At 71.0% G+C, this 12,294-nt stretch carries 10 protein-coding genes; 9 read left to right on the top strand and 1 reads right to left on the bottom strand.

Annotated features, from left to right (window positions below):
* The first annotated feature begins 1 nt into the window (after position 1).
* Positions 2–259 carry an acyl-CoA carboxylase epsilon subunit gene (locus HC362_RS08970; protein ID WP_243083361.1) on the top strand — a complete coding sequence of 86 codons (258 nt, stop codon included), beginning with the start codon at positions 2–4 and terminating at the stop codon, positions 257–259.
* A gap of 166 nt (positions 260–425) precedes the next feature.
* Here HC362_RS08970 and HC362_RS08965 read toward each other — a convergent pair whose 3' ends face one another.
* The gene (locus HC362_RS08965) at positions 426–599 is read right to left on the bottom strand and encodes a hypothetical protein (protein ID WP_243083360.1); all 174 of its coding nucleotides are present in this window, start codon (positions 597–599) and stop codon (positions 426–428) included.
* 578 nt (positions 600–1,177) lie between these two features.
* On the opposite strand from HC362_RS08965, the gene HC362_RS08960 reads away from it, so the two are divergent.
* The 8 genes from HC362_RS08960 to HC362_RS08925 all read left to right on the top strand — a co-directional run bounded on the left by HC362_RS08960 (position 1,178) and on the right by HC362_RS08925 (position 12,281).
* The gene (locus HC362_RS08960) at positions 1,178–5,218 is read left to right on the top strand and encodes a nitrate- and nitrite sensing domain-containing protein (protein ID WP_243083359.1); all 4,041 of its coding nucleotides are present in this window, start codon (positions 1,178–1,180) and stop codon (positions 5,216–5,218) included.
* Between the two features lie 9 nt (positions 5,219–5,227).
* Entirely contained in the window at positions 5,228–5,641 is a 414-nt protein-coding gene (locus tag HC362_RS08955) for a roadblock/LC7 domain-containing protein (protein WP_169729596.1), read from the top strand.
* 67 nt (positions 5,642–5,708) lie between these two features.
* On the top strand, positions 5,709–6,119 hold the full coding sequence (locus tag HC362_RS08950; RefSeq protein ID WP_209268846.1) for a DUF742 domain-containing protein: 411 nt from the start codon (positions 5,709–5,711) through the stop codon (positions 6,117–6,119).
* Positions 6,120–6,186: 67 nt separating this feature from the next.
* Positions 6,187–6,771, top strand: a complete 585-nt coding sequence (locus tag HC362_RS08945; protein ID WP_243088446.1) for an ATP/GTP-binding protein — start codon at positions 6,187–6,189, stop codon at positions 6,769–6,771.
* A 483-nt stretch (positions 6,772–7,254) separates the two neighbouring features.
* Complete coding sequence (locus HC362_RS08940) at positions 7,255–10,446, top strand: nitrate- and nitrite sensing domain-containing protein (protein ID WP_243088445.1); 3,192 nt, start codon at positions 7,255–7,257, stop codon at positions 10,444–10,446.
* A 10-nt stretch (positions 10,447–10,456) separates the two neighbouring features.
* Positions 10,457–10,870, top strand: coding sequence for a roadblock/LC7 domain-containing protein (locus HC362_RS08935; protein WP_180289953.1), 414 nt, complete (start codon positions 10,457–10,459; stop codon positions 10,868–10,870).
* A gap of 93 nt (positions 10,871–10,963) precedes the next feature.
* Positions 10,964–11,704, top strand: coding sequence for a DUF742 domain-containing protein (locus HC362_RS08930; RefSeq protein WP_243083358.1), 741 nt, complete (start codon positions 10,964–10,966; stop codon positions 11,702–11,704).
* Positions 11,685–12,281: an ATP/GTP-binding protein gene (locus tag HC362_RS08925; RefSeq protein WP_243083357.1), complete on the top strand. Its 597-nt coding sequence runs from the start codon at positions 11,685–11,687 to the stop codon at positions 12,279–12,281. Before HC362_RS08930 ends, HC362_RS08925 begins: the two co-directional genes overlap by 20 nt.
* Positions 12,282–12,294: the final 13 nt, after the last annotated feature.

Below are 12,294 nucleotides of genomic sequence, written 5' to 3'. Positions count from 1 at the left end.
GATGTTTCAGACCCCGAAGGAGCCTGGCAGTACGGGCCCGTTGAGCGACGAGGCGAACAGCGTGGTGCGCGTGGAGAAGGGGCAGGCGAACGCGGAGGAGCTGGCCGCGGTCACCGCGCTGTTGCTGGCCCGCGCGGCTGCCACCACGCGGGCCGGCGAAACGCGGACGACCGCCCGCCGCGGGCGCCCCACCAAGGCGGGGTGGCGCCGACTGGAACGCCAGCACGGCTTCCGCGCCCCCCACAGCTGGCAGGGCTGAAACGGCGCCAAGGGCTGCCCCCGCCTGTCCGCTGCGGGCGCGTCGTGGGCGTTCGCGCAGTTCCCCGCGCCCCTCAGGGGCGCGGGGAACTGCGCGACAAGCCAGAGAACAACCGAGCCTGCAACGTCGAACAGGGGCAGTCCCTGCTCAGAAGCCGTGGGAGGGCTCAGCTCGTGGGGGAGTCCACCAGTACGGTGCGGCGCGGGTTGGCGGTGCGCTCCGGCAGGGTCTCCCCTTCATCGGCGCCACCCTCGTGCGCGGCGACCGCCGCGGTCGTCAGCTCGTCGGCGTCCTTGAGATGTGCCAAGGTGGTGCGCCGCGGGTTGGCTATGTTCCGCATGGTCAGAGTGGACGTCACTGGTGCCCTTACCTCGCTCGGCTTGTCATTTCAATGTGAGATGTAAACGCCGAGAGTAGGCGCGCTATTCCCCACCGGAACGTGATCTAGGCAACGTCCGGCATGTGAGTTTGCTCACGAGGCCGTTACCAAAACCGACATAAGTAATCGTTGAAACCGGCAGCGTAATCGGGCACAGCGGGCCAAGAGGGCATTACACGCGCAGCGCCGGGTAGTTGGGCACGGCATGCGTCGCTCCGCCCCGTGCGCCCCGACCGGGAGAAACCCGGCATTTCGCTACGGATTTCGGACGTGCTGTACATTTTCCTGTGCGTTGCGTTACCGACGCCCAAGGGTTATCCACAGCCCTTGTTGGAGATCCGGCACTGTGCTGGAATTCCACGGACCGCCGCAGGACGAAACAGACCGGAGCGCGTCGCGCACACAGAGCGGCGCCGCGTGACGGTGATGAGGGGACGCGCCGGTCATCACGACCGCCATGGGGGCCTGGACCCCCACGACTCGATACCGTCCCGCCCGTCGCGAGCGGGGGGACGCCTGGTCCAGAGGTTGCGACGCTAGTGCAGGGACGTTTCAAGAGGGATGGCAGCGCTGAGGGAGCCCCGGAGGCGCAAGGCTCGGCCGGCGGTTCCCAGCCCCAGCGCGCCCAGGACGGCGGGCCCGCGGGTGGTGAGCAGGGCACGCCCTCCGGCGCGCAGGTGAGCACCGCCAACGGCGCCGGAAAGGGCGACACGGGCAAGGGTGACAAGCAGGGCAAGGCCGGAAAGGCCGCCAAGGGTGGCGGTGCGGCCAAGGGCAAGGACGCGTCCGAGGGCCCCGACCTCGGGTCCCGGGTAGCCCTGCGCAACTGGCGCATCAGCACCCGCCTGGTCTCCCTCCTCGCGCTCCCCGTCATCGCCGCCACCACGCTCGGCGGCATGCGGATCTCCAGCTCGCTGCAGAACGTCGACCAGCTCGACAACATGAAGCTCCTCACCGAGATGACGGAGCAGGCCACCAACCTGGCGGCGAAGCTGCAGGACGAGCGCGACAAGTCGGCCGGCCCGCTGGTGAGCACCGGCAACGAGAAGGACGAGTCCGTCGTCGCCCAGCGCGAGAAGACCGACAAGGCCTTCCAGTCCTTCAAGAAGGCCACCGGCGACATCGACAGCAGCGACAAGGCGATGGCGGGGGTCAACTCCACCGTCCTGGACATCCTGCGTCAGGTCGAAGCGATCAACTCGCTCCGCGAGCGCGCCTACCAGAACCCGGAGAACGTCTCCCAGACGGTCAACGCCTACAACCAGCTGATCGAATCGCTGCTCTCCCTCTCGCAGGACATGGCGCAGGCGACCAGCAACTCGGAGATGATCCGCAGCACCCGCGCGCTGGCCGCCTTCTCCAACGCCAAGGAATACGCCTCCATCCAGCGCGCGATCATCTCCGCCGGTCTGGCCCACCAGCCCAACCCGAAGCTCTCCGAGAACGACCGGCTCTACGCCCGCACCGCCGAGGACAGCGAGGCGGCCGAGATCGAGAGCTTCGGCCAGATCTACGGCGAGAAGGAAGCCGATGCCCTCCTCAAGCCGCTCACCGTCGGCGATGTCAACGTCCGGCTCGCGGACAACTACAGAAAGCGGATGCTGCACAGCCCGGACGCGATCCGGAAGCAGAAGCGCACCTACGTCGACTGGATGGACCAGGACGCGTCCAAGATCGACAACATGGGGAAGATCGAGCGCACTCTGCTGGAGCAGATGGAGCAGCAGGCGCGCGAGCTGCGTTCCGAGGCCCAGCGCGAGGCGCTGATCAGCGGTGCGCTCATCCTGCTCGTCCTCGGTATCTCGCTGGTCGGCGCCTTCGTGGTCGCCCGCTCCATGGTCCGCTCGCTGCGCCGCCTCCAGGACACGGCGCAGGACGTCGCGCGCAAGCGGCTGCCCGAGCTGGTCAAGCAGATGTCCGAGGCCGAGCCGCAGGACGTGGACACCTCAGTCGAGTCCGTCGGCGTGCACAGCCGGGACGAGATCGGAAAGGTGGCAGCGGCCTTCGACGACGTTCACCGCGAGGCCGTTCGGCTCGCCGGTGAGCAGGCGCTGCTGCGGGGGAACGTGAACGCGATGTTCACCAACCTCTCGCGCCGCAGCCAGGGCCTGATCCAGCGTCAGCTCTCGCTCATCTCCGAACTGGAGTCCCGCGAGGCCGACCCCGACCAGCTCTCCTCGCTCTTCAAGCTCGACCACCTCGCCACCCGAATGCGCCGCAACGGCGAGAACCTGCTGGTCCTCGCGGGCGAGGAGCCCGGCCGCCGCTGGACGCGCCCCGTCCCGCTGGTCGACGTGCTCCGCGCCGCCGCCTCCGAGGTGGAGCAGTACGAGCGCATCGAGCTCAACTCGGTGCCGGCCACCGAGGTCGCAGGGCGCGTCGTCAACGACCTCGTCCACCTGCTCGCCGAGCTGCTGGAGAACGCCACCTCGTTCTCCTCCCCGCAGACCAAGGTCAAGGTCACAGGCCACGCGCTGCCCGACGGCCGGGTCCTCATCGAGATCCACGACACCGGCATCGGGCTCTCCCCCGAGGACCTGTCCGCGATCAACGAGCGGCTGGCCAACCCGCCCACGGTGGACGTCTCCGTCTCCCGCCGCATGGGCCTGTTCGTGGTCGGCCGCCTCTCCCTGCGGCACGGCATCCGCATCCAGCTGCGCCCCTCCGACTCCGGTGGCACGACCGCGCTGGTCATGCTCCCCGTCGACGTCGCACAGGGCGGCGGCCAGAACGCCAAGGGCCGCCCCGGCACGGGCGCGCCCGGCGGCCAGGGAGGACCGCCGCCCCCGCAGACCCGCGGCGGCAGCAAGGGCGGCAACCTCGCGGCGGCGCTCCAGCGCGGCCCGCAGAGCGGCGCCCCCGGCGCACCGGGGCCCGGCCAGGGGAGCGGCGCCGGGCTCGGCGCCGTCGGCGACGCCTCCCGGATGGGCGCCCTGCCGGCGCGCGGCCAGGACGCGGGCGGAGGCCGCCCGGCGCTCCCCGCCAGGGACGGCAACCGCACCCCGGCAGGCACCGGCGGCGGCAGTGCCGTCGACTTCTTCGGCGCGCCGCCCAACCCGGGCCGCCCCGGCCAGGCACCGCCCGGTCCGGGCGCGGGCAACTCGCCGCTGCCCAACCGCGCCCAGAACCAGCCGGCGCCCGAGCTCCCCGGCGCTCCCACGGGCCAGGGGCCGCAGTCGTCCACCGGTACGGGGCAGTTCGCGCTGCCGCAGTCGGGTGGTCCGGCTGCCACGGGTGAGTACGCGCGTCCGGGTTCTCCGTCGGAGGGTCCGGGCAGCACCAGCGAGATACCGCGCATCGCCCCGGACGGTCCGGCCGACACCGGCCAGTACGCCCGCCCGGGTGCGCAGCAGGAGGGGCCGGGCACGGGTCAGTTCCCGCAGATCTCCCAGGGCTCTCCCGCCGATACGGGTCAGTACCCGCGGCCCGGTGCCCCGAGCAGCTCCGGTACGGGGCAGTTCGCGCTGCCGCTGTCGGGTGGTCCGGCTGCCACGGGTGAGTACGCGCGTCCGGGTTCTCCGTCGGAGGGCCCGGGCAGCACCAGCGAGATACCGCGCATCACCCCCGACGGCCCCGCCGACACCGGCGAGTACGCGCCCCCGGGAGCCCCGGACGGGCCCGGCCACACCGGACAGTTCCCGCAGCCGCAGCAGGGCGGCGGCTCCGCCGACACGGCCCAGTTCGCGCGGCCCTCCTTCGGCGACGGGCCGACCGGCCGCCCCGCGGAGGGCGAGCAGAACCGCCCGAGCTGGGCCCGGCCCGAGCAGGGTCCCGGTGACGAGGACACCCCGCGCGGCCACGACGAGCCCGAGGGCACCGGCGAGTACGCGGCGCCGGGGTATCCGGGAGGAAACGCGGCGCTGCCCGGCCGGAGCCAGGACGCCTCCGGCCCGCAGCAGGGCCAGGACCCGGGCGAGGGCATACCCTCCGGCCCTCCGGCGCCCGCGGACGCGCCGACGCCGATCTTCGCCTCCATGGAGTCGAACTGGTTCCGCGGCCCGGGCCGCCAGGCTCCGCAGTCGCCGGAGCGGCCCCAGCAGGCCGCCCCCCAGCAGGCCGGTCCTCAGCAGACCGGCTCCCAGCAGGACCGTCCCGACCAGGCGCGCGGCGCCGGCTCGGAGGGCATCCAGCGCACCGGTGCCGACGGCGCTCCCGGCCGGCAGCCGGGCGCCGCGCCCGCGCCGCGCCCGGGACAGCCCGCCGCTGCCGTTCCCCCGCTGCCGCAGCGCCAGTCCGCCCAGAGCACCGATGGCGGCACCGCCGGTGCGAGCCAGAACGGCGCCGCCGACCCGAGTTGGGGCGCCTCGCCCAACGACGAGCGCTGGCGGCGCGCCGAGCAGCTCCGCCAGCCGGCAGCCGGCGGAGTGACCACCTCCGGTCTGCCGCGCCGGGTGCCCCGCGCCAACCTGGTCGCGGGCACCGCGCAGCAGCAGTCCTCCGCACAGGCCGGTCCCCAGGTCTCCCGCTCGCCGGACGACGTGCGTGGTCGGCTGACCAATCTCCGCCGCGGTATCCAGCAGGGCCGACAGGCCGGTACGGACAACCGCGGCGCAGGTCCCACCTATCAGCAGGAGCGTTAGTTGAGTCCGATGAGCCAGGCTGCGCAGAATCTGAACTGGTTGATCACCAACTTCGTGGAGAACACCCCAGGGGTGTCACACACGGTGGTGGTCTCCGCCGACGGCCTGCTGCTGGCCATGTCGGAGGGCTTCCCGCGGGATCGCGCCGACCAGCTGGCGGCGGTCGCCTCGGGGCTCACCTCGCTGACGGCGGGCGCCTCCCGCATCTTCGAGGGCGGTGGCGTCAATCAGACGGTTGTGGAGATGGAGAGGGGGTTCCTCTTCATCATGTCCATCTCCGACGGCTCCTCGCTGGCCGTGCTCGCCCACCCCGAGGCCGACATCGGCCTCATCGGCTACGAGATGGCGCTCCTGGTGGACCGTGCAGGAAGCGTACTCACTCCCGACGTACGCGCGGAACTCCAGGGAAGCATTCTCAACTGATCATCACGCTCCCCCCACTTGAGCACCACAGTCCGTTCGCCGACCCCATGCCTCGCTCGGAGGAGCCATGACCCCGCCCGCTTCGCACGATCCGTACGGCGTGCACAACTCGCATGCGCCGTACGGAGGTGAGGGCGACCAGCCTCTGGTGCGTCCGTACGCCATGACGGGCGGCCGGACCCGGCCGCGCTATCAGCTCGCCATCGAGGCTCTGGTGAGCAGCAACGCGGACCCCATGCAGCTCCAGGGGCTGCTCCCGGAGCACCAGCGGATCTGCCATCTGTGCCGGGAGGTCAAATCGGTCGCGGAGATCTCCGCGCTGCTCGCCATCCCGCTCGGGGTGGCCCGGATTCTCGTCGCCGACCTCGCCGAGGCCGGGATGGTGGCCATCCACCAGCCGGGCAGCTCCTCGGACCCGGGCGGCGCCCCCGACGTGACGTTGCTGGAAAGGGTGCTCAGTGGACTTCGTAAGCTCTAGCCCGCAGATGGACCCTGCCGGTCGGCAGCCGACCCCGCCGGTGGGGCCGATGGGCTCCATGGGACAGATGAGCCAGCAGGGCTATGGCACGCCCGCGACCGGACGGTCCACGACCTCCGCGAAGATCGTGGTGGCCGGCGGATTCGGCGTGGGCAAGACGACCTTCGTCGGTGCGGTCTCGGAGATCAATCCGCTGCGCACCGAGGCCGTGATGACCTCTGCCTCGGCCGGTATCGACGATCTGACCCACACGGGGGACAAGACCACCACCACGGTGGCCATGGATTTCGGCCGAATCACCCTCGATGACGATCTGATCCTCTATCTGTTCGGTACGCCGGGTCAGGACCGGTTCTGGTTCATGTGGGACGACCTGGTGCGCGGTGCGATCGGCGCCGTCGTACTCGTGGACACCCGCCGGCTGGCGGACTGCTTCCCCGCGGTGGACTACTTCGAGAACAGCGGGCTGCCGTTCGTCATCGCCCTCAACGGCTTCGACGGCCACCAGCCGTACGCGCCCGAAGAGGTGCGCGAGGCCCTCCAGATCGGCCCGGACACCCCGATCATCACCACGGACGCACGCCACCGCGCCGAGGCCAAGAGCGGACTGATCACGCTGGTGGAGCACGCACTGCTGGCCCGGCTCAAGTAGCGCGAACCGGTGCTCCCGGCCGCCCCACGGGCCGGGCCCCGGGCGCGGTGCGGACCGGTGCCCGGCGGGCTGTGTTTTTCGCCATCCCGGGGAACCGTGACGGCTTCACGTTCATAACGTTTCGACAGAGAATTACAACCGCGTGAACACGCCGGGCGCGCGGAACGTCTCACTCTGCGTACGGATCCCGGGTTATTTGGCGCCGCACGGCCCCAATGCCCGTTTTTCCGCGGCCGGGTTTCCTTCTCTTTCCTCGCCCTCCGTAACGCGCCAACTGTTTGGAGGGAGCGGTCGTGACGTGCTGGAATTCCCTGAACTCAGCAGTAGCGCAGGCGCAAGGTGTCAGGGGGCGCCGCGCACCGAGAGGTGAGAAGTCGAGTGAGGCGAACGACCAGGGGTAAGTCGGGACCGGCACAGGAGGGTTCCGCACGGCAGGGCTCCGCGGAGTCCAGGGGCAACTTCACCCCGCCGCAGCGTGCGGCGATGCCGGGCGGTCCGCATGCCTCGGCCCCCCAGCCGCCGCCCGCGACCGGCACCGGCAGCCGGTGGTCCGCGCGCAACTGGCGCGTGCCCACCCGGCTGAACGCGATCCTGCTCATACCCGTGCTCGTCGCCCTCGTCTTCGGCGGCTTCAAGGTCAATTCCGATGTCTCCGCCTGGCAGGACGCCAAGGAGGCCCAGCGTACGGCCGAGCTCGTGGAGGCTGCAGCCGATTACGGCAACGCCCTGATCGACGAGCGCGACCGCACCGCCGAGCCGCTCCTCAAGGGCGAGAAGGACGACCCCGCGGTCAGGAAGGCCCGCGCTGCCACCGACCGCGCCGCCAAGGAGTTCAAGCGCGCCGCCACCCACCTCCCGGACAACCCGGGCCTCAAGCGCCGGCTCGCCGCGTTCGAGAAGGTCGAGCCCCGGCTGCCGGTGCTGCGCGAGTCCGCGTACACCAAGGCCATGAACGGGGTGGAGACCGAAGAGGGCTACGTCACCATCCAGCACCCGCTGATGGAGTTCGCCAACGAGCTCGGGCTGGGCACCGGGAACGTCACCTCCTACGGCCGCACCGTCTACGCCATCTCGCTGGCCAAGGCAGCCGAATCGCTGCAGCGCTCGCTGGGCACCCATCTGATGGTCAAGCCCGGCCCTGCCCGCGAGGACAAGCAGGCCCAGCTCACGGCGCTGGCCTCGTACCACTACCTGGAGCGCATCGCCCTGGGCGAGTTCACCTCGGGCGGACGCCCCGAGGACGTGCGGCTGCTCAAGGAGGAGTCGGCCAAGGCCAAGGCGGCCGGCCGGCAGCAGATGGAGGCGGCCAAGGAGCACGCGGCGGCGAAGGGCGAGAAGTTCGTCCCGCCGCCCTCCATGGAGAAGATGGTCGAGGCCATCGGCTCCGGCGCCGGCCCCCGCAAGCTGCGCGCCAAGGGCATCACCACCGAGAGCTACTTCAAGACCGCGACCGGCACCTTCGACGCCTACCGCGCCGTCGAGCAGAAGCTGGTCGAGAGTGCGGTCGCCGAGACGGAGCAGATCGCCTCCGACGCCCGCAGGAACGCCCTGGTGAACTCGGCGATCGTGCTGGTCGCGCTGCTCCTCGCGTTCGTCATCGCCGGCCGGATGGCCCGCTCGATGAGCCAGAGCATGCGCTCGCTGCGCACCGCCGCCTTCGACGTGGCACAGCAGCGGCTGCCGATGCTGGTCGACCAGCTCTCGCGCACCGAGCCGGGCCGGGTGGACACCCGCGTCCAGCCCATCCCGATCACCAGCCGTGACGAGATCGGCGAGGTCGCACGCGCCTTCGACCAGGTGCACCGCGAGGCCGTCCGGCTCGCTGCCGAGCAGGCGCTGCTGCGCGGGAACGTCAACGCGATCTTCACCAACCTCTCCCGCCGCAACCAGGGCCTCATCGAGCGCCAGCTCGAACTGGTGACGGAGATGGAGAACAGCGAGGCCGACCCGGACCAGCTGGAGAAGCTCTTCCGGATGGACCACCTGTCGACCCGTATGCGCCGCAACGGCGAGAACCTGCTGGTCCTCGCCGGTGAGGAACCGGGCCGCCGGTGGACGGAGCCGGTGCCGCTCGTCGACATCCTGCGCGCCGCCTCCTCCGAGGTGGAGCACTACGAGCGCATCGAGATCAGCGGCATCCCCGAGACGGAGATCCACGGACAGGTCGTCAACGACCTCGTCCACCTGCTCGCCGAGCTGCTGGAGAACGCGGCGTCGTTCTCCTCGCCGCAGAGCAAGGTGCGGGTCACCGCGACGCGGCTGCCGGACGGCCGGATGATGATCGAGATCCATGACAAGGGCATCGGTCTGACCGCCGAGGACTTCGCGGACATCAACCACAAGCTGGCCAACCCGCCGACGGTGGACGCCGCCGTCTCCCAGCGGATGGGCCTGTTCGTGGTGGGCCGGCTGGCCGACCGGCACGGCATCCGCGTCCAGCTGCGCCCCTCCGGCGAGCAGGCGGGCACCACCTCGCTGGTGATGCTGCCCGATGCCATCACCCACGGCGGCGGAGGCGAGGAGGGCCCGGGCCCCGAGGAGGACTTCACCGTCTCCCGGATCGTGCCCGAGCAGCCGCGCCAGGCCGGCGCGCTGGATTCCCGCTCCGCGGCCGAACTCGGCTTCGACGACTCGCGCTACGGCTCGGAGGAGGCGCCCGCACCGCTCGGTGCCGTCAGCCGCTCCCGGTTCCGCGAGGAGCGCCGGGCCGCGCTGGAGGCACCCGGCTCCCAGCAGCAGGAACCGGGGCTTCAGGAACCGGGGCAGCCGGAACCGCAGCAGACCCAGCAGAGCCCGCAGCAGCCTTACGCGCAGGATCGGCCGCAGGAGGACGCCTACGCCCAGGGCGGGCCGTACGACCCGGCGCAGGGCCGGCCGTACGACCCCGGGCAGGGGCAGCCGTACCACCCTTACTCGCAGGGCGACCCGTATCAGCAGGGGTACGAGGCGTACGAGCAGACCGGTGAGATCGCCGCTCAGCAGTACACCGGCGGCTACGACGGCGGATACGGCCAGGGCTACGGCGGGCCTGCCCCCCAGCAGCTCCACGACGCCTCCACGACCGGCACCGGAGGATACGAGCCGCAGCGGCTCCAGCCTCAACCTCCCGGTCACGAACGCCAGTACGCACCGCAGCAGCCGGAAGCGGAATCCGCTCCTGGCGTTCCCCAGCGGGATGATGAGCGTGTAGGTTTCGACCGTCCGGGTTCCCTCCCCAGCGGTTTCGGCTCCACGACGGACGCGGGTCTCCCGCGACGTGACGCGGAGCGCGGGCAGCAGGAGGGGGGACCGGAAGCCCAGCACCAGGCCCGTACGCCGGGCTGGGACGCCCCGGCCGAGCCGGCCGCGGGGCAGCCGTCGCAGGAGGAAACCGGAACCCACCAGTGGAGCGAGAACGACGAACGCTGGAACAGGGCGGGCCAGTTGCGTGCCCCCCAGTCCGGCGGTGTCACCTCGTCCGGATTGCCGCGCCGGGTGCCCAAGGCCAACCTGGTCGCGGGCGCAGCGGAGGAGAGCTCGCAGGGCGGCCCCTCGGTCTCCCGCGCGCCCGAGGACGTGCGCGGCAGACTGAGCAACCTGCACCGCGGTGTCCGCCAGGGACGCACCGCGGGCGACGGCAACCAGAATGACCGACAGGGCTTCGGCCCCGGCAGCACCTACGATCAGGAGCGTTAGTGTGAGCCCGATGAGCCAGGCGGCGCAGAACCTGAACTGGTTGATTACCAACTTCGTGGAGAACACCCCAGGGGTGTCCCACACGGTGGTGGTCTCCGCCGACGGACTCCTGCTCGCGATGTCCGAGGGCTTCCCGCGTGACCGCGCCGACCAACTGGCGGCGGTTGCCTCGGGGCTCACCTCGCTGACCGCGGGCGCATCCCGGATCTTCGAGGGCGGTGGGGTCAACCAGACGGTTGTGGAGATGGAGAGGGGGTTCCTCTTCATCATGTCCATCTCCGACGGCTCCTCGCTGGCCGTCCTCGCCCACCCCGAGGCCGACATCGGCCTGGTGGGGTACGAGATGGCGCTGCTGGTCGACCGTGCCGGAGGGGTGCTGACCCCGGACCTGCGAGCGGAACTGCAGGGCAGTCTTCTCAACTAGGGACAACTGTCCCACGGCAGTGCGCAACGCGGCCGGGCGCCATAAGGTGCCGTGAGCGCAACGGTCGTATGTCCGTGAGTCGGAGGAGGAAACGTGGCAACGCCCCCAGGAGGTCCGTCGTCGTACGGCAGTGGTCATGCCGACCAGCCGCAGGACGTCCAGTCGGCCGCGGCCCCGGGCGGGGACGCGCCCTTCCTGAACCGTTTCAACTTCCCCTCGGCTCCCAGCGAGTACGTCCAGCGGTCGGCCGACCAGCAGCCGTACCCGCACAACCAGCCGCAGCAGCACGGACAGCCGCAGCACGGGGGGCAGCCGCAGCAGCACGGGGCGCCGCCTCCGCACGGCGGTCAGCCCCAGCACGGCGGGCAGCCGCCGCAGCGGCACCCGCAACACCAGCAGGACCCCCAGACCCGCATCCAGCCGGTGCAGCCCGGACCCGGTGACAGGCAGGCAGGCACCCAGCGTGCCGCCGACCAGTCCCCGCCGCCGCAGCAGCCGCTGGTGCGTCCGTACGCGATGACGGGTGGCCGGACCCGTCCCCGCTACCAGCTCGCCATCGAGGCGCTGGTGCACACCACGGCGGAGGCCGCACAGCTCCAGGGCCAGCTCCCTGAGCACCAGCGGATCTGCCGCCTGTGCTACGAGATCAAGTCGGTCGCCGAGATCTCGGCACTCCTCACCATCCCGCTCGGCGTCGCCCGGATCCTCGTCGCCGACCTGGCCGAGGCCGGACTTGTCGCCATCCACCAGCCGGGCGGTGACGAGACCACCGCCGACGGTCAACCAGACGTGACACTGCTCGAAAGGGTGCTCAGTGGACTTCGGAAGCTCTAGCGCCGGGCCCGTCGGGGGTACGACAGCCCGTTCGACGACCTCCGCGAAGATCGTGGTGGCCGGCGGATTCGGCGTGGGCAAGACGACCTTCGTCGGTGCGGTCTCGGAGATCAACCCGCTGCGCACCGAGGCCGTGATGACCTCTGCCTCGGCCGGTATCGACGATCTGACCCACACCGCGGACAAGACCACCACCACGGTGGCCATGGACTTCGGCCGGATCACCCTGGACCAGGACCTGATCCTGTACCTGTTCGGTACGCCGGGTCAGGACCGGTTCTGGTTCATGTGGGACGACCTGGTGCGCGGTGCGATCGGCGCCGTCGTACTCCTGGACACCCGCCGGCTGGCGGACTGCTTCCCCGCGGTGGACTACTTCGAGAACAGCGGGCTGCCGTTCGTCATCGCCCTCAACGGCTTCGACGGCCACCAGCCCTACTCGCCGGAGGAGGTCCGCGAGGCGCTGCAGATCGGCCCGGACGCGCCCATCATCACCACGGACGCACGCCACCGCGCGGACGCCAAGAGCGCGCTGATCACGCTGGTGGAACACGCGCTGATGGCTCGCCTGCGCTAGGGGCTCCCGCTTC

Origin of the sequence: Streptomyces sp. 891-h, assembly GCF_022760275.1 — a bacterium.
Classification (GTDB): domain Bacteria; phylum Actinomycetota; class Actinomycetes; order Streptomycetales; family Streptomycetaceae; genus Streptomyces; species Streptomyces spirodelae.
The sequence above is the reverse complement of the archived record's forward strand: the minus strand, read 5'-3'. Positions and strand labels throughout refer to the sequence as shown.

Coding starts and splice junctions, on each gene's coding strand:
- HC362_RS08945 (WP_243088446.1), top strand. CDS start 6,187: ATGAGCCAGCAGGGCTATGGCACGCCCGCGACCGGACGGTCCACGACC.
- HC362_RS08965 (WP_243083360.1), bottom strand. CDS start 599: ATGCGGAACATAGCCAACCCGCGGCGCACCACCTTGGCACATCTCAAG.
- HC362_RS08955 (WP_169729596.1), top strand. CDS start 5,228: ATGAGCCAGGCTGCGCAGAATCTGAACTGGTTGATCACCAACTTCGTG.
- HC362_RS08940 (WP_243088445.1), top strand. CDS start 7,255: ATGCCGGGCGGTCCGCATGCCTCGGCCCCCCAGCCGCCGCCCGCGACC.
- HC362_RS08970 (WP_243083361.1), top strand. CDS start 2: ATGTTTCAGACCCCGAAGGAGCCTGGCAGTACGGGCCCGTTGAGCGAC.
- HC362_RS08935 (WP_180289953.1), top strand. CDS start 10,457: ATGAGCCAGGCGGCGCAGAACCTGAACTGGTTGATTACCAACTTCGTG.
- HC362_RS08950 (WP_209268846.1), top strand. CDS start 5,709: ATGACCCCGCCCGCTTCGCACGATCCGTACGGCGTGCACAACTCGCAT.